Annotated in this window: 20 protein-coding genes; 15 read left to right on the top strand and 5 right to left on the bottom strand. The window is 64.5% G+C overall.

Annotated elements, in window-relative coordinates; all coding sequences use genetic code 11:
- Window positions 1-53: 53 nt before the first annotated feature.
- Window positions 54-953, bottom strand: a complete 900-nt coding sequence (locus ACPFL9_RS01550) for an NAD(P)-dependent oxidoreductase (protein ID WP_426005411.1) — start codon at window positions 951-953, stop codon at window positions 54-56.
- A 37-nt stretch (window positions 954-990) separates the two neighbouring features.
- Window positions 991-2,493 (bottom strand): four-carbon acid sugar kinase family protein, encoded by a 1,503-nt coding sequence (locus ACPFL9_RS01545; RefSeq protein WP_426005410.1) that lies wholly within the window; start codon window positions 2,491-2,493, stop codon window positions 991-993.
- Window positions 2,494-2,624: 131 nt separating this feature from the next.
- On the opposite strand from ACPFL9_RS01545, the gene ACPFL9_RS01540 reads away from it, so the two are divergent.
- Together ACPFL9_RS01540 and ACPFL9_RS01535 are read left to right on the top strand one after the other, a co-directional pair.
- Entirely contained in the window at window positions 2,625-3,428 is an 804-nt protein-coding gene (locus ACPFL9_RS01540) for an alpha/beta fold hydrolase (RefSeq protein WP_426005409.1), read from the top strand.
- A 70-nt stretch (window positions 3,429-3,498) separates the two neighbouring features.
- Window positions 3,499-4,200, top strand: a complete 702-nt coding sequence (locus tag ACPFL9_RS01535) for a FadR/GntR family transcriptional regulator (protein ID WP_426005408.1) — start codon at window positions 3,499-3,501, stop codon at window positions 4,198-4,200.
- 68 nt (window positions 4,201-4,268) lie between these two features.
- Here ACPFL9_RS01535 and ACPFL9_RS01530 read toward each other — a convergent pair whose 3' ends face one another.
- Entirely contained in the window at window positions 4,269-5,237 is a 969-nt protein-coding gene (locus tag ACPFL9_RS01530) for an AraC family transcriptional regulator (RefSeq protein WP_426005406.1), read from the bottom strand.
- 162 nt (window positions 5,238-5,399) lie between these two features.
- Here ACPFL9_RS01530 and ACPFL9_RS01525 point away from each other — a divergent pair, with 162 nt between their 5' ends.
- The 7 genes from ACPFL9_RS01525 to ACPFL9_RS01495 all read left to right on the top strand — a co-directional run bounded on the left by ACPFL9_RS01525 (window position 5,400) and on the right by ACPFL9_RS01495 (window position 13,553).
- Window positions 5,400-5,558 carry a hypothetical protein gene (locus ACPFL9_RS01525; RefSeq protein ID WP_426005405.1) on the top strand — a complete coding sequence of 53 codons (159 nt, stop codon included), beginning with the start codon at window positions 5,400-5,402 and terminating at the stop codon, window positions 5,556-5,558.
- Between the two features lie 114 nt (window positions 5,559-5,672).
- Entirely contained in the window at window positions 5,673-6,461 is a 789-nt protein-coding gene (locus tag ACPFL9_RS01520; protein ID WP_426005403.1) for an SDR family oxidoreductase, read from the top strand.
- 31 nt (window positions 6,462-6,492) lie between these two features.
- Window positions 6,493-7,728 (top strand): styrene monooxygenase/indole monooxygenase family protein, encoded by a 1,236-nt coding sequence (locus ACPFL9_RS01515; protein ID WP_426005402.1) that lies wholly within the window; start codon window positions 6,493-6,495, stop codon window positions 7,726-7,728.
- Window positions 7,729-7,757: 29 nt separating this feature from the next.
- Window positions 7,758-9,482, top strand: coding sequence for a flavin reductase (locus ACPFL9_RS01510; protein WP_426005400.1), 1,725 nt, complete (start codon window positions 7,758-7,760; stop codon window positions 9,480-9,482).
- 11 nt (window positions 9,483-9,493) lie between these two features.
- A complete protein-coding gene (locus tag ACPFL9_RS01505) occupies window positions 9,494-11,086 on the top strand; it encodes a phytoene desaturase family protein (RefSeq protein WP_426005399.1) in 1,593 nt (530 codons plus the stop codon).
- An 8-nt stretch (window positions 11,087-11,094) separates the two neighbouring features.
- Window positions 11,095-11,871 carry a cyclase family protein gene (locus ACPFL9_RS01500; protein ID WP_426005398.1) on the top strand — a complete coding sequence of 259 codons (777 nt, stop codon included), beginning with the start codon at window positions 11,095-11,097 and terminating at the stop codon, window positions 11,869-11,871.
- Window positions 11,868-13,553 carry a thiamine pyrophosphate-binding protein gene (locus tag ACPFL9_RS01495; protein WP_426005397.1) on the top strand — a complete coding sequence of 562 codons (1,686 nt, stop codon included), beginning with the start codon at window positions 11,868-11,870 and terminating at the stop codon, window positions 13,551-13,553. The genes ACPFL9_RS01500 and ACPFL9_RS01495 overlap by 4 nt, the downstream gene beginning before the upstream one ends.
- Before the next feature lie 81 nt (window positions 13,554-13,634).
- Here ACPFL9_RS01495 and ACPFL9_RS01490 read toward each other — a convergent pair whose 3' ends face one another.
- The gene (locus ACPFL9_RS01490; RefSeq protein ID WP_426005395.1) at window positions 13,635-14,066 is read right to left on the bottom strand and encodes a universal stress protein; all 432 of its coding nucleotides are present in this window, start codon (window positions 14,064-14,066) and stop codon (window positions 13,635-13,637) included.
- Between the two features lie 154 nt (window positions 14,067-14,220).
- Here ACPFL9_RS01490 and ACPFL9_RS01485 point away from each other — a divergent pair, with 154 nt between their 5' ends.
- Window positions 14,221-15,027, top strand: coding sequence for an SDR family oxidoreductase (locus ACPFL9_RS01485; RefSeq protein ID WP_426005393.1), 807 nt, complete (start codon window positions 14,221-14,223; stop codon window positions 15,025-15,027).
- A 113-nt stretch (window positions 15,028-15,140) separates the two neighbouring features.
- Complete coding sequence (locus ACPFL9_RS01480) at window positions 15,141-15,350, top strand: dodecin (RefSeq protein ID WP_426005392.1); 210 nt, start codon at window positions 15,141-15,143, stop codon at window positions 15,348-15,350.
- Between the two features lie 63 nt (window positions 15,351-15,413).
- On the opposite strand, the gene ACPFL9_RS01475 is transcribed toward ACPFL9_RS01480, so the two are convergent.
- Window positions 15,414-16,295: a helix-turn-helix transcriptional regulator gene (locus ACPFL9_RS01475; RefSeq protein ID WP_426005391.1), complete on the bottom strand. Its 882-nt coding sequence runs from the start codon at window positions 16,293-16,295 to the stop codon at window positions 15,414-15,416.
- A 214-nt stretch (window positions 16,296-16,509) separates the two neighbouring features.
- Between ACPFL9_RS01475 and ACPFL9_RS01470 the strand changes: the two genes are divergently transcribed.
- The 4 genes from ACPFL9_RS01470 (at window position 16,510) to ACPFL9_RS01455 (ending at window position 20,249) form a co-directional block, all read left to right on the top strand.
- Window positions 16,510-17,331, top strand: a complete 822-nt coding sequence (locus tag ACPFL9_RS01470; RefSeq protein ID WP_426005390.1) for an aldo/keto reductase — start codon at window positions 16,510-16,512, stop codon at window positions 17,329-17,331.
- Between the two features lie 25 nt (window positions 17,332-17,356).
- Complete coding sequence (locus ACPFL9_RS01465; protein ID WP_426005388.1) at window positions 17,357-18,328, top strand: aldo/keto reductase; 972 nt, start codon at window positions 17,357-17,359, stop codon at window positions 18,326-18,328.
- On the top strand, window positions 18,325-19,341 hold the full coding sequence (locus ACPFL9_RS01460; protein WP_426005386.1) for an NAD-dependent epimerase/dehydratase family protein: 1,017 nt from the start codon (window positions 18,325-18,327) through the stop codon (window positions 19,339-19,341). Before ACPFL9_RS01465 ends, ACPFL9_RS01460 begins: the two co-directional genes overlap by 4 nt.
- Window positions 19,342-19,418: 77 nt before the next feature.
- Window positions 19,419-20,249 (top strand): aldo/keto reductase, encoded by an 831-nt coding sequence (locus tag ACPFL9_RS01455; RefSeq protein ID WP_426005384.1) that lies wholly within the window; start codon window positions 19,419-19,421, stop codon window positions 20,247-20,249.
- Window positions 20,250-20,251: the final 2 nt, after the last annotated feature.

Here is a 20,251-nt window from a genome sequence, read left to right as displayed (position 1 = left end):
GGGCGACGACGGCGAAGGGGGGACCGCCGTCGTCGCGGGTTTTACAGGGGTGCTTAGGCGGTGCGCTTCTCGGGCGCGACAACCTTGATGACGGCGGAGTCGTCAGCAGCGGCGAGGCCTTGGGCCTGGCCGAGGAGGTAAAGCTGTTCGGCAGCGGCGGCGACGGGCGCAGCCAGACCGGCAGCACGGGTCGCCTTGCCCACGATGCCCATGTCCTTGACGAAGATGTCGAGGCGGCTGAGAACTTCTGCGCCTTCTTCGGTGTAGGCCTCCAGGATGCGGGGGCCGCGGTTGGAGAGCATGAACGAACCTGCCGCGCCGGCTTCGAGGGCGGCGAGGGTCTTCGCCTGGTCCAGGCCAAGGGCGTCCGCCAGGGCCATGGCCTCTGCTGCGGCGGCGATGTGCACACCGCAAAGCAACTGGTTGACGGTCTTGAGGGCCTGGCCGTCTCCGGGCTTGTCGCCCACGATGCTCAGGGTGGAGGCCAGCAGTTCGAGCGCCGGGCGGGCCTTTTCGAGGGCTTCAGGCTCGGCGCCGACGACAATCAGGAGGTCGCCTTCGCCGGCACGCTTCGGGCCACCGGACAGCGGAGCATCAACCAGGGCAACGCCGTACTCAGCCAACTTAGCGACCGTGGCCGGGATGGCTTCGGTGCCCACAGTGCTGCCGAGGATCACGACCGCGCCCGGCTTCAGGACGGATGCCACGCCGTTCTCTCCGAAGAGGACATCGTTGAGCTGTTCGCCGTTGCGGACGGCAAGGAGCAGTGCGTCGGCGTCCTGGGAGGCTTCGCGGGCGGAGGCGAACGTCTTGATGCCGGCTTCTGCTGCCAGTTCCAGGCGGGCTTGGGCGATGTCGAAGCCGTGGACGGTCAGCTGCGAGGCGAGGCGGGTCGCCATCGGCAGGCCCATGGCTCCGAGGCCGAGGACGGTAACGGTGTAGTTGCTGGTCATGGTGTTCTCCATTGAATTTCCTGGTGGGGACGTGCAGTTAGAAAGTGGCGCTGAGCTTGCGCGTGACCTGGGCGAGGGACTGGTCGTCGCCCACGTTGCCGGCGAAGACGATGTAGGGGATGCCCTTGGCCGGACCGTCCACCGGTTCCCAGAGCGAGACAATGCCCGGGAGCATGGGTCCGCGGACGATCGCATGCCGGATTTCCAGACCGTGCGCGGCGACGTCGGAGGAGGTGATGCCACCCTTGGCGATGACGAACCGCGGTGGGAACGTCTTCAGGGTCCGGTTCACCACGGATACGACGGCGGCGGAGACCTTGCGGGCGATCTCCAGGCTGGCCGCGGGGTCGTCGGTCTTGATGAGCAGGCGGCTGGTGTGCACGATCACGTCGCCTTCGCGGAGGGCAGCAACGACGTCGGACACGACGGTTCCGATGAAGGCATCGGCTGCCGCTTCGGTCCCGGCGGCGAGCAATTTCTCGACATCGATCTCGATGATTTTTGCCGAGCCGTGTTCCGCGGTGAGGACGTTGAGCTGGCGGGTGGTCAGGCCCACGTGGGAACCGACTACGATCAGGCCACCGGCGGTGGAGGGGCTGTTTCCGGCGTAGGCTTCCTCGCCGGTGAGGGCTTCACGGATGTCCTGGCCGATGCGGCCACGGACGAACGGCGGGCCCACGCGGTACAGGAGCTTCTTGCCACGTCGTTCGGCCTCCTCGAGGCCAAGGGCCAAGGCCCGGAAGTCGTTTTCGGTGACGATGTCAGCCACGATCGGGGTGGAGTCCGTGGCCGGTTCGATGGCGTCGGCAATGGCCTTCGCGGAGATTGCGGGGTCGTTGGCGGCTGCACCTGCGCGGATGATGTTCAGGTCCAGGACAATGACGTTCTCTGCGGCGAAGCGTCCCTTTGATTTCTCTTCCACGTACTTGGCCATCTCGGAGTTGGCGAACCCGAACGTAGCGTCCTTGGCGAATTCGGTCCCGGCCACCGGGGTGAGGGCGCCGGCATCTTCTCCGGAGGCGCGCATGTAGTGCACACCGCCGATGGTGACGCGGCCGGCGTCGGGAAATGCCGGGACGATGACGACGCCGTCGGTGGCTTCGCCGGTTTCGGCGGCGACGGTCGCCGCGATGACGTCCGGTTCCAGTGGGTAGTGGCCGCGGAGGGTGGAGTCGCTGCGGCTGACAAAACCGAGGCTCAGTCCGGCAGCAGCGGCTGCGGCGAGGGCGTTGCGGACGATCTCCTCGTTGCGGGCGGCGGCTTCGGCCGGGTCCAGGCTGCGCGTGTTGGTCAGGACGTAGACGGCGGGCTTGGTCTGGTTCCCGCTGATATGCGAGAACGCCCAGGAGAAGTCCTCCACGTCCCAGCGCGTCAGCACGGCAAGGTCCGCAACGGACTGGGTGCCCGTGGGGTCGTCATCCAGGACGACCAGGACGCGGGGGCTGCTTGCCGAAGACTCTGCAACGGCGTCGGCCACGAGCTGAGCGGGGATCTGGACTTCAGCCGGGAAGGCGGCCAGGACGTCGGCTTCTAGGATCACGGGACACTCCATCGTGGGAAATCTGTGGGGCAGTTTTGTGAATGTAAGATGTCAGACATCTAACATTTGAATGCCAGTGTGACATACGGCTCTTCCCGGCGCAAGATGGCCGTGCTCACTAGGCTGGGTCCATGGCTGACACCGGCGTGCCGCACTGCTTCGTTGACAAACGCGAGCCCTCAGGGGCTTCGGCCGTCCAGCCCCCGGCAGTGCTCATCCACGGCTGGGCTTCGGGCTCCACCTACTGGGAGCCACTGACTGCCTTCCTCCTCGCCGCCGGACAAACAGTGTGGATCCTGGACCTGCCCGGCTACCGCCGTGGCCAGGACCTTCCTGCCGGATTCGAATGGACCTTGGACTCGGCAGCAGCATCGGTTGCAGCGACCCTGGAATCCCTGGGAGCCGATGGGGTGCATCTGGTGGGCCACTCCATGGGCGGCAGCGTTGCATTGACCCTCGCTGCGGCGTGGCCGGAAAAAGTCGCCTCCATAGCTTTGGTGGGCATGGTTCCGGCACCCCCAAACGCTGGCTTCAGGAACCTGATCCGGCAGCAGGTGGAGCAGGGATATTTTGATGCCGCCACCATCCGGAAGTGCATGGAGGCCTGGTACGGGGAGCTCTCCGCGGAGGACAGCGAGCGGCTTGGCAGAGGGTTTGATGCGCCCTTCCCTGTTCTTGCCGCCAGCGCGAAGGCGGCCATGACCGGCGTCGAACCTACAGTACCCGGGCGCGTCCACGCGCCGCTGCTGGTGATCGCCGGAGCCGGGGACCGGGTGCGGCCGATCGAACAGATGGAGTCGTTCGTCGCGGCAGCCCCGGGGCGGCGTTTGCGCGCGATACCCAATGCCGGCCACAGCGTCCACTGGGAACAGCCCGGCGAATGCGCGGCGACATTGAACGAATTCTGGAGAACAAGCCTGCCATCGCCAGCGTAAGATGTCTGACATCCATCCCGCCCACGGGGAACCCTGGGGTGCGCGGCCTGAAGTACAGAAATGGGGACACATGGCACGCAAGTCGCTGGTCGGCGTCGTTGCTGATGAGCTGCTGGACAGGATCGTCGCGGGGGAATTTCCCCCGGGCACAGTGGTCCCCGGTGAGCTGGAGCTCAGCGCCCGGCACGAGGTAAGCCGCATGACCGTGCGCGAAGCCATGAAGACCCTTGAGGCCCAGCGGATCCTCAGTGTTGAGCGGGGCCGCGGGACATTCGTCAACCCCCTCAATCAGTGGGCGTCGCTGGAGGCTGTACTGCGGGCCGCCTCCGAAGGAACCAAGGACGCGGAAGCAGCCATCCAGCTGATTGAGCTGCGCCGGATGTTGGAAACCGGCGCCTGCGAACTTGCGGCTGAGCGAATCTCCGATGAGGACCTCGCGGTTCTCGCGGACCATGTGGAGAAGATGCAGGCGGCGCACGAGGTCAACGATCTTGCAGCTTTCGTAGAGGCCGATCTCGCCTTCCACGATGTCATCCTCCACGCCTCCGGCAACATCTTCGTGGCGGTCCTGTTTGAGCCGCTGCACCGAGTCCTGGAAGCCCGGCGGGCCCAGACATCGGCAGTGCCGGAGATCCAAGCGCATGCAATCGGACACCACCGGAAAATTGCGGCAGCCCTGTCATCCCGGAACCCCCACGACGCCCGGCTCGCCATGGACGCCCACATGCAGCAGACGCTGGACGACCTGAAGACGTACGTGCTGGAGGCCTAGCACCCAACTGGGTCGCATTTGTGCGCGTTTTGAGCGCTGAAAACGCGCACAAATGCGACCCAGTTGGGTCAGCGGCGGAGGCTCTCCGACGGCAGCTCACCGAAAGTCTGCAGATAGAGCGCCGAAAAGCGGCCCTGATGCGTGAAGCCGCACAACTCGGCAACAGCGGTGACGGACTGTTCGCGGGGGTTGGCGTCCAGGAGCATCTCGCGGGCGCGGTCAAGCCGGATTGAACGCAGCAACTCCGACGGCGTTGCACCCGTTTCGGCCCGGAGCGCGGTCTGCAGGGTCCGGACGGAAACACCCAGGCACTCGGCGATGTCCGGCACCGTCAATTCCTCGAAGGCGTGCCGTTCCAGCAACTCCCGGCACTGGCGGACAATCCGGCTTTCTGATTCACCAGCGCGCACCTCCGGCGCCGGTGGTTCCATCGCCATGAGCAGCCGGGACATCATGCTGTCCGCCAACAGCCCCTGCACGAAGACGGGCGCGGCAGCCGCCGGCCTGCTGATCAGGTCGTCGTGAAGTTCGACGACGGACCTCAGGAAAGCGCGGCCGCTTCCACTCGTGAGGTCCATGCCGTAGCCCAGCCCGCCGACTTCCCGGCCGTACAGTTCCAGCGCTACCCGCTCCAGCGCAGTACGGCGCACGTAGACGATGAGGTGCGGACTTCCACTGTCCCAGGACATCGAAAACGGCCTGTCGATCGGTGGCACCGTGGCCATGCGCGGCGTGGAGTCAACCGTCTGCGCCCCTACCTGCATCGACGCATGGCCCGCCAACGGGATCTGGACCAGATGGAAATCCTGCAGCCCCTCCGGATCAATGCGGACATCTGACCCATAATCCAGGAACTCGATGCCCACATCCCCACGGTGCATCGAGCGCAGCTTCATCTCCACGGCGGACGTCCTCGTCCGCGGTGCCAACTCATGGCTGCAGAACAGCGCGGCAATTCTGGCGTGAGCCTCGTCGACGTCGTTGGTAGCCGTCGTCGGCTGCCCGCGAAGTACGTCGCGGGGAAGCATCTTCACCATCCAACACCTGCCCTACGAGGTCATTTCACGGGATTTTCGCTTTTCGGATGATCTCCTCGCCCAGCGGATATCCCCGGCTGCAGCCGCTGCCTAGAGTCGCTTTCAGGACAAGTATGACCCAGCTCACAACACCATCACAACGTTGAAAGGAAGGTGGGAACAGTGAAGAACATTAAGCTCGTCCACGATCGCCGCGAAGAGTGGGACAGGAGCCACTTCGCCTTGTGGGCGGCTGAACTCCTGCGGAAGGACACCCCGCTTACTTCAGCGCCGTGGGAAGGGTGGCACCAGGAGGACGAGGACTCTGCGCAGATCGGATAGCCGCTGCGCCAAGTGGATATTCCGTGCATGGTCCGGCGCCTAGAGTCACTTTCAGAGTAAATATGACGCACGTCATATTTGCGTAACACGACCATCGACCAAGAAAGGCTTGCCATGCCGGAACTGAACGGCAGAACTGCGATTGTCACCGGAGGTGCCACCAAGGTAGGACAAGGGGTGGTCACCGCCCTGCGGGATGCCGGCGCAACAGTGGTGGTCGCCGATATAAACCCCGACGGCGGAACCCTCACCAAAGCCCTCGGAGAAGGAATTCACTACGCCCACACAGACATCACCGACGATGCCGCCCTGGGAGAACTCATCGAAGAAACCGTGGCACGGCACGGAAGCCTGGACATCCTCGTCAATCTGGCGTGCACCTACAAGGACGAAGGAGCCGCATCAGGCCGGGCGGACTGGCTGGAAGCCCTCAACGTCAACCTCATCAGCGCGGTGATGGCGGGTAACGCAGCCCGGCCACACCTGGCAAAGTCGGGACACGGCGTGATTATCAACTTCACCTCGATCTCCAGCTCCGTCGCCCAGACGGGCCGCTGGCTTTACCCCGCCAGCAAAGCCGCACTGGTCCAGGTCACCCGCAGCATGGCCGTGGACTTTGCCCCGGATGGCATCCGGGTCAACTCGGTCAGCCCCGGCTGGGTGTGGAGCAACATCATGGACACGCTCAGCAACGGGGACCTGGACAAAACGGACGCGGTAGCTGCACCTTTCCACGCACTCAAGCGGGTAGGCCGCCCGCACGAGGTGGGTGACGTCGTCGCCTTCCTCGCCGGCGACCAGGCAAGTTTCGTCACCGGCGCCGATTGGGCCGTCGACGGCGGCTACTCCGCCTTGGGTCCCGAGCGGGCCGAGGAAACCATCCCGCTCCTCGCCGCAGAATGAACCACTCAAACGAGAAGAAAGAGCCAACACCATGACGCAACGCCACATCACGATCGTCGGTGCAGGCCAGTCGGGCCTCCAACTGGGCATCGGCCTGTTGGATGCCGGCTTCCAGGTCACCACCATCTCCAACCGAACGCCGGAGGAGATCCGCAACGGCAAGGTCGCTTCCAGCCAATGCATCTTCCATGACGCCTTGGAACACGAGCGGGCCCTGGGGCTGGATTTCTGGCCCGACGCACCCACGGTGGACGGCATTTCCTTCACCATTCCCCACCCGGAATTGCCCGGCGAAAAGGCCATCAGCTGGGCCTCCAGGCTGGATAACCACGCCAAGTCCATCGACCAGCGAGTCAAGTTCCCACGGTTCATGGAGGAATTCACCCAGCGCGGCGGGGAGCTGGTGTTCGAGGACGCCGGCGTCGAGGACCTGGAACGGTACACGCAGAACTCGGATTTGGTGATCGTGGCAGCGGGCAAGGGCGAGATCGCCCAACTGTTCACCCGCGACGCCCAACGCAGCACCTATGACACCCCGCAGCGGGCCCTCGCGCTGACCTACGTCAAGGGCCTCACGCCCCGCGAGGACTACTCTGCGGTCTCCTTCAACCTCATCCCGGGCGTGGGCGAATACTTCGTCTTTCCGGCACTCACCACCACAGGGCCCTGCGAGATCATGGTGTTCGAAGGTGTTCCCGGCGGCCCCATGGATGTCTGGAAGGGCCTCACTCCCGAGGAGCATCTGGAAACGTCCAAGAACATCCTCAAGACCTTCCTTCCTTGGGAAGCCGAGCGGGCCAAGGACGTGGAACTGACCGACCCGAACGGCATCCTCCAAGGCCGCTTCGCCCCCACCGTCCGCCACCCGATCGCTACGCTGCCCAGCGGCCGGCAGGTACTGGGCCTGGCCGACGTCGTGGTGTTGAACGATCCCATCACCGGGCAGGGCTCCAACAACGCGAGCAAGTGCGCGGCGTCCTATCTGGACAGCATCGTCCGCCACAGCGGACCGTTCGACGCAGGTTTCATGCAGGCCACTTTCGAGCGCTACTGGGACTATGCACAGCATGTCGCCCAATGGACCAACGCGCTGCTGGCCCCTCCCCCGCCGCACGTCCTGGAACTCCTGGGCGCAGCCAACTCCGCCCCGGAGATCGCCCACCGCTTCGCCAACGGGTTCAACCACCCGCCGGAGTTCCAGGAATGGTTCATGTACCCGGACAGGGCTGCCGACTACCTGGCCAGCCTTGAGGCCGCCAAAGTTTGATAGCACACCCCTGCCACTAAGGATCCACCATGCGCAGCATTGCAATCATCGGAGCCGGCGAATCCGGCGCCCAATTGGCCCTGGGCCTCCAACGGGAGGGCTACGCCGTGACGCTGTTCTCCGACCGCTCCGCCGCCCAGATCCGCGCCGGAAAAGTCATGTCCAGCCAGTGCATGTTCTCCACGGCCCTCGACGCAGAGGCCCAAATGGGAACAACACCGCAGGTCACCGGAGCGGCCCCTCCCATCACGTCCATCCGGGTCCACGTGGCCCACGAAGGCGAGGCCATCGAATGGGAAGCTTCATTGGACGGCCCGGCCAGGTCGATCGACCAGCGCATCAAGAGCGCGCATTGGATCGATCGCTTCATCGCCGCGGGCGGGGACTTCCGGATCGAGAAAGTCACGCCCCGGATGCTCGAGGAACTGTCCCGCGGCTACGAACTCGTCATCGTCAGTACCGGCAAGGGTGAGATCGGCCAGGTCTTCCCCCGGGACAAGGCAAAGTCACCTTTCGACCGTCCCCAGCGGGTCCTGGCACTGAACTACGTGACACCCGGCGAAGAGGACGACGGCGGGGCTGCCGCCGCCGTCCGGATGTCGATGACACCCGGGGTGGGCGAGTTCTTTACCTTCCCGGGCCTCACAGTCTCCGGCCCCTGCCGCATGATGGTGTTCGAAGGCGTGGTGGGTGGCCCCCTGGACTGCTGGACCGGCGTCGTAAGTCCTGAAGCGCAACTGGCCAAGTCGCTCGAGGTTCTCCGGGAGCATTTCCCGCATGAGGCAGACGCGTTCCGGGACGCAAAGCTGACCGACGACGGTGCCACGCTCCTGGGCCGCATCACCCCCACGGTGCGTTCCGCCGTGGCTGAACTGGGGAACGGCAGGCTGGTCTTCGGGCTGGGCGATGCCGTGGTCCTCAACGATCCGCTGACGGGGCAAGGCTCCAACAATGCCACGTTGGCGGCAAAGTACTACCTCGACTCGATCGTCCGGCGCGGCCGGCAACCGTTCGACCGGGAATGGATGGAGCGGACTTTCGACGAGTTCTGGCGCGGCTGGGGTCAGTGGTCGGTCGCATGGACCAACGACATGCTCAAGCCTCGACGCGACCACCAGGTCACCTTGCTGAAGGAAGCCGCGGAGCACCCGGCCTTGGCGGCAAGCATCGTTGCCGGTTTCGACGACCCGCGGACGTCCTACCCCTGGTGGTTCGATCCGACGGCGGCCGCTGACTTCATGCAGGCACGGAAAGAAGAGGACTCCGCCGCTTTCGATGTCCGCGATTTCCGCAACGCACTGGGACAGTTTGCCACCGGCGTCACGGTGGTCACCACAGTCTCGCCGGATGGCCGCAAGGTCGGCATGACGGCGAACTCCTTCACCTCCGTCTCCATGGAACCGCCGTTGGTGCTGTGGTGCCCCAGCAAACGCGCTCCCAGCCTCGCTGACTTCGAAGAAGCCTCACACTTTGCCATCAACATCCTGGCCAGCGACCAGCACGTCCTGTCCAGGCAGTTCGCCACCCCGTCCCCGGACAAGTTCGACGGCGCGGAGACCACCGAGGGCATCGCCGGGGTGCCCTTGCTGGACGGCGCGGTTGCAACATTCCAGTGCCGCACGGTGTCGCGCCACGACGCGGGCGACCATGTGATCTACGTTGGCGAAGTGGAGGAATACACCAGCGACGGCGGTTCTCCCCTTGTCTTCCACAGCGGTAAGTACCACGCGACGGCCAGCCACCCGGACTTCTGAGAGGACCATCCATGAACGATGTTGCCGTCATAGGCTCCGGTATCAACTCGCTGGTGGCCGCCGCGGAACTGGCGATCGCCGGGCAGCAGGTTTGCCTGATAGAGCAATCGGACCGCCTGGGTGGCTTCATCCACTCCGGCGAAAGGACGCTGCCCGGGTTTATCCATGACTCGTTCTCTTCATGGCATCCGCTCTTCGTATCCGGCGGAGCTTATGCCGCTTTGGGGAGTGAACTGCACGCACGGGGTCTGGAGTACTGCAACGCCTCCACGGCGGTGACGGCCTCGGTTGCCGCCGATCCAACGGGCGGGCACCGGGTTGTGATCGCACACCGTGATCCGGCCGTGACTGCTGCGGCGTTCAAGGAGCCAGGGGACCAAAATGCCTACCTCGCGATGCTCGATGACCTTGGGCATCATTCCGGAACCGTGTTCGGGGCCTTCGGAGCGGAGTTGCGTTCCCTGAAGGACCTCGTGAAACTGGGATTCGGTGCCCTCCGCACAGGTGGTGTCAAGGCAAATGAGCTGTTCATCCGGGATGCCCTGATGAGCGGCCGCAACTACCTCCGCAGCCGCTTTGACGGCTGGGAAGCGGACCAGCTGTGGTCTCCTTGGCTCCTGCATGCCGGGCTTGGTCCGGACCAGGCAACGGGCGGGGTGATGTTGCCCGTCATGGCGATGACCATGCACGGCTTCGGCCTTCCCGTGGTGAAAGGCGGGGCCTCACGGTTCGTAGAAGCCTTTGAGTCGCTGCTGCGTGATCATGGCGTCCGGATCATGCTGGGTGCCGAGGCCCGGGAGATCCTTTCCGTTTCCGGCTCGGTGACCGGCGTGCGGACGTCCCAGGGGATTGTTCCGGCGGCTACTGTGCTGGCCAACGTGTCGCCGCAGGCCCTCTACACGCGGCTGCTGCCCGGCGCCCCGGCCGGGCTCGCCGCGGGTGCCCGCAGGTACCGGAACGGCCGTGGTGCCATGCAGATCCACCTTGCCTTGGATAAGCCGGTGGAGTGGCTCGACCCCCGGCTCAACACGGTCCCCCTGATCCATATCAGCAACGGAGCCGACAGCACGGGCGTCGCCTGCGCGCAAGCGGAGGCCGGGCTGTTGCCCGCCGAACCCACCATCGTGGTGGGCCAGCAGTACGTGCTCGACCCGTCCCGGGCTCCCGAGGGCAAGGCCACGCTTTGGCTGCAACTCCAGGAGGTACCGTTCTCGCCCGTAGGGGACGGGGCGGGCGGGCTCTCCGTGGCCGAAGGCTGGACTCCGGAGCTCAAGGAGGCGTACCTGGAACGCGTCCTTGACCGCTTGGAACAGTTCGCCCCCGGAACCCGGGCAAGCGTGCTCGCTTCGGACATCATCGCCCCCACGGACCTCGCGGCTGCCAATCCGAATGCAGTCCACGGCGATCCCTACGGCGGTTCTGCGGAGCTCTTCCAAAACCTTTTGTGGCGCCCGTTCCCGCAGGCCGCTGGGCATCAAACATATATCAAGGGTCTCTGGCACATCGGCGCGTCGACCCACCCGGGACCGGGCCTGTCGGGCGGGTCCGGCCACCTTGCGGCGCAGCGCCTTACAACCAAACGATCCAAGAACACCACGCGATAGGAGAACAAATGTCTGTTCTGGCCGGGCTCACAGCAGCCCTTTCGAATGGCTCGGTGGAGATTATCGACCTCACCACCCCGCTCAGCTCCGAAACACCCATCCTGAACCTTCCGCAGCCGTTCGCGAACACGGTTGGATTGTCCGTCTCACCGGTCAGCAATTTCGACGACGCCGGACCGGCCTGGGCGTGGAACGACGTCACCGTGGGTGAGCACGCAGGGACGCACCTGGACGCCCCGGTCCACTGGATCACCGGCAAGGACGGCAAGTCAGTGGACAAGATCGAACCCCATCGCCTGGTGGGACCGCTGGTGGTGATTGATAAGACAGCCGAGGCTGCTGCTGATCCGGACTTCCTCCTGGAACCCGAGCACTTTGAGCAGTGGCAGGCCGAGCATGGGCTCTTTCCGGAGAACTGCTGGGTCATCTTCCGCACGGGATGGGCGGCCCGTGGCGGGGACGCTGCAGCTTTCGTCAACGCGGACGACGCCGGTCCCCACACTCCCGGGGTCTCCGCGGCGGGTGCCAAGTGGCTTGCGGGCAACGCATCGATCAGCGGTTTTGGCGTGGAAACCGTGGGCATCGACGCCGGGCAGGCCGGCGCCTTGGATCCGATGTTCCCGGTCCACTCCTTCCTGCTGGGCGCGGACAAGTACGGTGTGACGTCGCTGCGGAACGTGGACCGGCTCCCCGTCACGGGCGCCACGTTGGTGGTTGCCCCGCTGCCCATCGTTGGTGGCACGGGAAGCCCCAGCCGCGTGTATGCGCTGGTAGAGCACGCATGAGCGCGGAACTGGAATCGGTCAGAGTTTCCACTCTGGTCGGACGAACGTTGGCCAAGCTCGGCGTCGGGCATGTCTTCGGGGTGGTGGGCAGCGGCAACTTCGATGTCACCGGCACGCTCATGGCCGAAGGTATCCCCTTTACGGCTGCACGGCACGAAGGTGGTGCCGCCACCATGGCCGACGCTTACGGGCGGATGTCCGGCAAGGTTGGCGTAGTCACCACCCACCAAGGCTGTGGACTCACCAACGCCATCACCGGCGTAGGAGAAGCCGCGAAAAGCCGCACCCCCATGATCGTCCTGACCGCAGACACCCAGGCAGCCGCCACCAGGTCCAATTTCAAGATCGACCAGGATGCCTTGGCCCGCAGTGTCGGGGCGGTGGCCGAAAGGATTCACTCGCCCGCCTCGGCCGTCGCGGATACGGTCCGGGCATTCCGCACGGCCGTCAACGAACGGCGCACCGTGGTCCTCAGCTTGCCGCTGGACATCCAAAGTGGAACCGCCGCAGACGAGGTGGGTGCCGCCGTCGTGCCTGTCCCTTTGAAGGTGCGGGCGGACGTTGCCGCGGTTCAGCAGCTGGTGGCGTTGATCGCCGGGGCTGACCGGCCGGTGTTCGTGGCCGGGCGTGGCGGACGGGGTGCCCGGGAGGAGATCCTGGTTCTGGCTCGGCATGCCGGTGCCTTGGTGGCTACTTCCGCGGTGGCGAGCGGCCTGTTTAACGGCGATCCGCACAACCTCGGAATTTCCGGGGGCTTCTCCTCGCCTGTGACCGCGGAGCTCATCAGTGGAGCCGACCTGATTGTTGGATGGGGCTGCACGCTGAATATGTGGACCATGCGGCACGGGCGGCTGATTTCGCCGGGCACCAAAGTGGTGCAGATCGACGTCGAGAATGCCTCGCTGGGTGCCAATCGTCCCATCTCGCTGGGCGTGCTGGGGGATGCCGCCCTGACCGCCACGGATGCTTTGGCGGCGCTGCGTTCCGTGCAGGCAGAACCGGTGGAAAAGTACCGCACGGAGGCCAATGCGACGGCCATCAAGGAGCGCTCGCGCTGGCGCGACGTCGCCATCCAGGATGTGTCGACCGAATCACGGATCGACCCACGCGTCCTGACCCGGGAACTGGATTCGATGCTGCCCATCGAGCGGATCGTGTCCGTGGATTCAGGCAACTTCATGGGCTATCCCAGCCAGTACCTCGCCGTCCCGGATGAGTTTGGGTTCTGCTTCACACAAGCATTCCAAGCGATCGGGTTGGGGCTGTACACGGCGATCGGGGCCGCCGTGGCGCAACCGGGCCGCTTGCCGGTGCTCGGTGCCGGCGACGGCGGTTTCCTCATGGGCATCAGCGAACTCGAAACCGCTGTCCGGATGAAGCTGCCGCTGGTCTGCATCGTGTACAACGACGCGGCGTACGGGGCAGAGGTACACCACTTCGTATCAGGTCATCCCGAGCAGGACCTGTCCAGCGTCGTGTTCCCGGACACGGACATCGCAGCAATCGCGCGGGGGTTCGGGGCGGAGGGTGTCACTGTAAGGACCGTGGGCGATCTGGCCGCAGCCCAGCCGTGGCTGGAGGCGTACGCTGCCGGAACGCAGGACAGGCCGTTGGTCATCGACGCCAAGATCGCCTCTGACGGCGGATCGTGGTGGCTGGCTGAGGCATTCCAGGGCCACTAAGCCCCGGGCTTCCCCAACTGGGTCGCAGTTAAGCGCGTTATGAGCCCTCAAAACGCGCTCAACTGCGACCTACTTGGGTGCTTAGGCGTCCACTTCCGTGTTCACGATGTACACATCGCACGGCGCCCCGTGGGCCACGCTGTTCGCGATGCTGCCCAGGACGCGGCCCAGGCCCTTCATCCGCTTGTTGCCCACCACGATCAAGGAGGCGTTGTGCGTCTCCGCGTAGTTGATGAGGGCGTTCGCCGGAGTGCCCCGGGCGGCGTAGTACTTAACGCTGTTGCCGGGGATGTCCAGGTCTTCGGAAACCTTACGCGCCACGTACTCTGCGGAGTCCGCCGAAGAAACCGTAATGCGGTCGCTGCCACTGCCGAATTCTTCGATGCGGTCATCGGAGAAACCGCTGATGACGTGCAACTCGGCGCCGAGCGCAGTAGCCAGCTTGGCTGCTGCCACGGCCGCACGCTTGGCTGTTTCACTGTTGTCAACGCCGACAACGATTACTTCTGGCATGAGTTCTCCTCATTGATGGATTCATGGGTGGTGCTCCACAGCAATTTACACGCCATCACGCCCGCCAGGGATCCCTCCCGTCAGTGTGTTTACGGTGCGCCGATACGGGTAAGGGTAAATCATCGAAAACGATCACTGACCGGAAGGCAAGATCATGAGCGACCCAGAGTTTTCACCGCAAACCGCCATTGTCACAGGATCGGATTCAGGCATCGGCCGGGCAACCGCCGTTGCCCTGGCCAAGGCAGGCCTGGACGTGGGCATCACCTGGCATTCGGACCAGCAGGGCGCCGAGGAAACCGCCGAAGAGGTCCGCAGCCTGGGGCGCAAGGCCGTTGTACAGCAACTCGACACCACCAAAGCGGCGGAGACTGCCGCCGCCGTGAACCAGCTGGCCGACCAACTGGGCGGCGTGGATGTGTTCGTCAACAACTCGGGCACAGGCGACGGCACCAAGTTCCTGGAACTGGACTACGCCACCTGGATGTCCACCCTGGACACCAATCTCAACGGGGCGTTCGTGGCGATGCAGGCCGCGGCCAAGCGCATGGTCCAGGCCGGCAGAGGTGGCCGGATCATCGCCGTCACGAGCGTGCACGAATTCCAGCCGCGCGTGGGGGCGTCGGCCTACGACGCCTCCAAGCATGGACTGGGCGGGCTGATCAAGACCATGGCCCTGGAACTTGCCGAGCACGGGATTACCGCCAACAACGTGGCCCCTGGCGAAATCGCAACGCCCATGACGGGCCAGGAAGATGAGGATCCGCGGCAGAAGGAACGCCCCGGCGTGCCCCTGGGACGCCCCGGTGATGCCCGCGAAATCGCCGCCGTCATCGCCTTCCTGGCATCCCCGCAGTCCAGCTACGTCACCGGCGCTTCCTGGCCCGTGGACGGCGGGATGCTCCAGATGGGGCCGCAGGCCGGCTCGCATATTACGGGCAATGACTGGCGGGAAAGCTAGGCCCCGCCAAGCTCTGGCCGCACGGTAATCCGTGGGCTAGTCTGCATGGACGACCTGCCTGGCGGGTCTGATTTACCTTTCCAAAGATTCCTAAGACGTTGATGAGGAGCACCATGGCTGGCCACACATATAGCGTTTCCGAAATTGTAGGAACTTCCACCGAGGGTGTGGATGACGCCATCAGGAATGGCATCGCGACCGCCTCGCAGACGCTGCGGCACCTGGACTGGTTTGAAGTCAAGGAAATCCGTGGCCACCTTGAGGACGGCGCGGTTGCCGACTGGCAGGTCACCATCAAGCTTGGCTTCAGACTGGAACGCTGAGCTACCCGCCCCGCCCTTCGCCGAATTGACAGTTGATGCCAATGTTTTCAGCAAACATTGGCATCAACTGTAATCTCGGCGGGCGGGCTCGGGGACCTCGGCCTGGGTGGCCACGCCGCCGAAGCTGCTGAGCAGCGTCAAAGCGTCCGACGACGGCGAGCCGGCCTTCGCGGAATACACCCTCAGCAGCTGGTCGGGATCGTCCGGGAGACCGAGCGTCTCGAAGTTCAGTTCCAGGTCCCCCACCACCGGGTGGTGCAGCCGGATGATACCGGCGGAGCGGGTGGCGACCCGGTGCCCGGCCCACCATTGGCGGAAATGCTCGCTGTGCACGGCAAGCTCGCCCACCAGCTGGTTGGTCCGGGGATCGTTGGGGTGCCGTCCGACATCCATGCGCAAGGACCCCACTGCCTCCGCGGCCACCGTTTTCCAGTCCCGGAAAAGGTCCCGCGCGGCGTCGTCGAGGATCGTCCAGCGGGTGAGGTTCCGTTCGGTTGCCGGCATGGAGGAGAAATCCGTCAGCAGCAGGCTGGCCATGCGGTTGGCGGCCAGGACGTCGGCCCGCCTTCCGAGCACCATGGCAGGTACATCCCCGACGGCGTCCAGCAACTGCCGCAGGGCAGGCCTCACTTTTTGCGCGGGGCCGGGGTTGGCGGCAGAACTTGCACAGTGCTCCAGGAGGTCCATCATGTGCGCGTGCTCACCGGTGTCCAGCCGCAGTGCACGCGAGACCGACTCAAGCACCGCTTTGGAAGGGTGGATGTTCCTGCCCTGCTCAAGGCGGGTGTAATAGTCCGTACTCACGCCGGACAGCCTGGCCACCTCTTCGCGGCGGAGCCCGGGTACGCGGCGGGAACCGCCGGACTCTGTCGCCCCGGCGTCCTCGGGAGAGAGCCTGGCCCGCATGGCTTTGAGGAACTTGCCGAACTCAGCGCTTTGACCCATCCGTCCATTTTGCCGCCCCTGGCCTGCCAAAACCACACCAGTGGGTAGGACTGGCAGACCTAGGAAAAACAGAATCAGGCAGAACTGCTGACTCCGTGCACAAAACTGAATAGGCTCATGAAAGAGCCGTCCGAAAACGCTTTCACACAGACCGCCCACCGGTTGCCCCGTGGATTCGGAAGGACCACACTTTCTACCTCTTAAGGAGACCCTCATGGCAGAGCTGACCTTGAACAACGGCGTCACCATTCCCCAGCTCGGATTCGGTGTCTTCCAAGTGCCTCCGGAAGAGACGCAAAAGGTGGTGGAAGACGCTCTCGAAGCCGGATACAGGCACATCGACACAGCTGCCGCCTACCGCAACGAAGCCGGCGTGGGGGCTGCCATTGCGGCTTCCGGCATCCCCCGCGGGGAGCTCTTCGTCACCACCAAGCTTCGTAACGGCGAGCAGGCCGAAGCTTACGACGCTTTCCAGCGCAGCCGTGACGCCCTGGGCCTGGACGTTGTTGACCTGTACCTGATCCACTGGCCGGTCCCATCGCAGGGCCTCTACACCCAGGCCTGGAAGGAAATGGAGAAGCTCTACCAGGACCAGCAGATCCGGGCGATCGGCATCTCCAACTTCCTGCCCGACCATGTGGACACTTTGCTCCGCGAGGCCGACGTTGTCCCGGCAGTGAACCAGATCGAGCTTCACCCCACCTTCCAGCAGGCTGAGCTTGCCAACAAGTGCCGCGACCTGACAATCGCCGTGGAGGCATACAGCCCCCTCGGACAGGGCAAGGACCTGAACGCGGAGGCCGTCGCCTTGGTCGCAGCAGCCCATGAAACCACCCCGGCGCAGGTGATCCTCGCCTGGCACCTCGCCCAGGGAACGATCGTGATTCCCAAGTCTGCAGACTCGGCACGCATGCGGGAGAACTTCGGCGCGGCGGACCTCACCCTCACGGAATCCGAGCTCGCCGCCATCACCGCCCTGGAGGCGGGAGCCCGCATTGGTTCCGATCCCGCCGTCGCGGCCTTTACCCAGCTCTGACCCTCAACGCGAAGGACCCACCACCATGCAGTACACGCACCTCGGCCGTTCCGGCCTCAAAGTCTCCCGCCTCTGCCTGGGCACCATGAACTTCGGCCCCAAGACCGAAGAAGAGGCCTCGCACTCGATCATGGACTCCGCCCTGGGTTCGGGCATCAACTTCTTTGACACCGCCAATGTTTACGGCGGCACCGAGCACCGCGGCTGGACCGAGGAGATCATCGGCCGCTGGTTCGCCAAGGGCGAGGGGCGGCGCGAACGGACCGTGATTGCCACCAAGCTCTACGGCACCATGACCGACCGCCCCAATGAATCCAAGTTGTCTGCACTGAACATCCGGCGAGCGCTGGATGCAAGCCTGAAGCGCCTGCAGACCGACTACATCGATATCTACCAGTTCCACCACATCGACCGCGATACTCCGTGGGACGAGATCTGGCAGGCGATAGAGGTCGCGGTCCAACAGGGCAAGATCCTGTATTCGGGCAGCAGCAACTTCGCCGGTTGGCACATTGCCCAGGCCCAGGAGGCTGCACGACGCCGCAACTACACCGGGCTGGTCAGCGAGCAGTCCATCTACAACCTCTTCCGCCGGGAGTTGGAGCTGGAGGTCATCCCCGCAGCCCAGGACTACGGTCTTGGACTGATTCCCTGGTCACCGCTGCAGGGCGGCCTGCTGGGTGGTGTCCTCAAGCAGGAGGAACAGGGCGTCCGCCGCACGGAAGGCCGGGCCCTGGAGACCCTGAAGAAGCACGAGGACCAGATCCGGCAGTACGAGGATTTTGCCGACGAACTGGGACACGCACCCGGCGATGTCGCACTGGCCTGGCTGCTCCACCAGCCGGCGGTGACGGCACCGATCGTCGGTCCCCGCACGCAGGAACAGCTGGACTCGGCCATCCGCGCCCTGGATGTCACGCTGAATGAAGATGCGCTCAAACGGCTGGATGACATTTTCCCGGGCCATCGCACCGCTCCGGAAGACTACGCCTGGTGAGCAACATCCTGTTCATCGGCGGGACGGGCGTCATCAGTGCGGCGGCGGCTGAACGCGCCGTCGCACTGGGCCACCGGCTGACCATCCTCAACCGAGGGCGGTCAACCGGGAGACCGGTTCCCGAAGGTGTAGAGATCCTGCACGCCGATATCCGCGACGCCGCGGCGGTACGTGGGGTACTTGGTGCACAGGAGTACGACGCCGTTGCGGACTTTATCTCCTACACTCCGGAGCAGGCTCGCACGGCCTTGGAGTTGTTCCGCGGGCGGACGGGGCAGTATGTCTTCATCAGTTCCGCTTCGGCGTACCAGAAACCGCCAACCACCCTGCCGATCCGGGAGTCCACGCCCCTCAAGAACCCGTTCTGGCAGTACTCCAGGGACAAGATCGCCTGTGAAGAGCTGTTCTATGAGGCGTACCGCGAGCAGGACTTTCCCGTGACCGTGGTCCGGCCATCCCATACCTATGACCGGACCAAGATCGCCATGCTGGGTGGCTGGACGGACATCCACCGGATGCGGGCCGGACTCCCTGTCCTTGTCCACGGCGATGGCACGTCGCTTTGGACATTGACCCACAGCCGTGACTTTGCCAAGGCCTTTGTCGGTTTGCTGGGTCGGCCACAGGCCATTGGCGAGAGTTACACCATTACTTCGGACGAATATTTGCCGTGGGACCAGGTGTTCCGCTTGTTTGCCCGCGCTGCTGGTGTTCCGGATCCCGAGCTCTTCCATGTTTCCTCGGAGACGATTGCGGCCCACGCCCCGGAGCTTGGGCCCAACCTGCTGGGTGACCGTTCCCATTCCGTGGTCTTTGACAACTCCAAGATCAAGGCTTTGGTACCGGATTACCGGGCCACGATCCCGTTTGCGGATGGCGCCCGGGAGATTGTGGAATGGCACGACCAGCACCCGGAACTTCAGGTGGTGAAGGATGACCACATGGAGCTGAGCGACCGCCTCTACCAGTGGTCGCAGCGTCAATTGTTGCCAAGTACCGCTTCACCAGCGTAGAAAAGCAAGGAACCTTTCTTTTTTCGCCACAGCTAATACGCACAGCCACTTCGCCCAGCTAGAAGGAGATCGCGCCCATGGCCCAAGCCCCGCTCGTGGAACTCAACGACGGCCACAAAATCCCGCAACTGGGCCTGGGCACCTGGCCCCTGGATGACGCAGAGGTTGCGCAGGCTGTAGCTGAAGCCGTCTCGCGCGGATACCGCCACATCGACACCGCTGTGAAGTACGGCAATGAGACCGGCGTGGGCAATGGAATCCGGAACAGCGGCGTGGACAGGGACGAACTGTTCATCACCACCAAACTCAACGGTGAGTTCCAAGGCTCCGGCAAAGCCGTCGCCGGCCTTGACGGCTCCCTGAAGCGCCTCGGCCTGGATTACGTGGACCTGTTGCTGATCCACTGGCCCCTGCCCCGCCGCGGCGAGTACATCTCAACATGGAAGACTTTTGAGGAACTGCAGGCCTCGGGGAAGGTCCGTTCAATCGGCGTCTCCAACTTCAAGCCCACCCATCTTGACCGACTGTTCCGCGAAACCGAGGTGGTGCCTGCGGTCAACCAGATCCAAGTGAGCCCGTCCATTCCCCGTCCGGCCGCCCGCGCCTTCAACGGCAACCACGGGATCGTCACCGAGTCCTACAGTCCCCTGGGCGCCAGGAGCGACCTCCTGAACGCCCCCGTCCTGGCGGGAATCGGCCACAAACATGGGAAGACGCCGGGCCAGGTGGTCCTGCGCTGGCACATCCAGCAGGGACTCGTGGCCATTCCCAAGACCTCCAATCCCCAGCGGATGGAAGAGAACCTGGACATCTTCGACTTCCAGCTGGACCAGGAGGATCTCACCGGACTGCAAACCCTCGACGCCGGGCCAGACGCCGGCGTGGACTCGGACGTACAGGGGCACTGATC

Source organism: Paenarthrobacter sp. NyZ202 (assembly GCF_049860755.1).
Taxonomy (GTDB): Bacteria; Actinomycetota; Actinomycetes; order Actinomycetales; family Micrococcaceae; genus Arthrobacter.
Note: the sequence above shows the minus strand (reverse complement) of the source record. Positions and strands in the feature narration are given on the sequence as shown.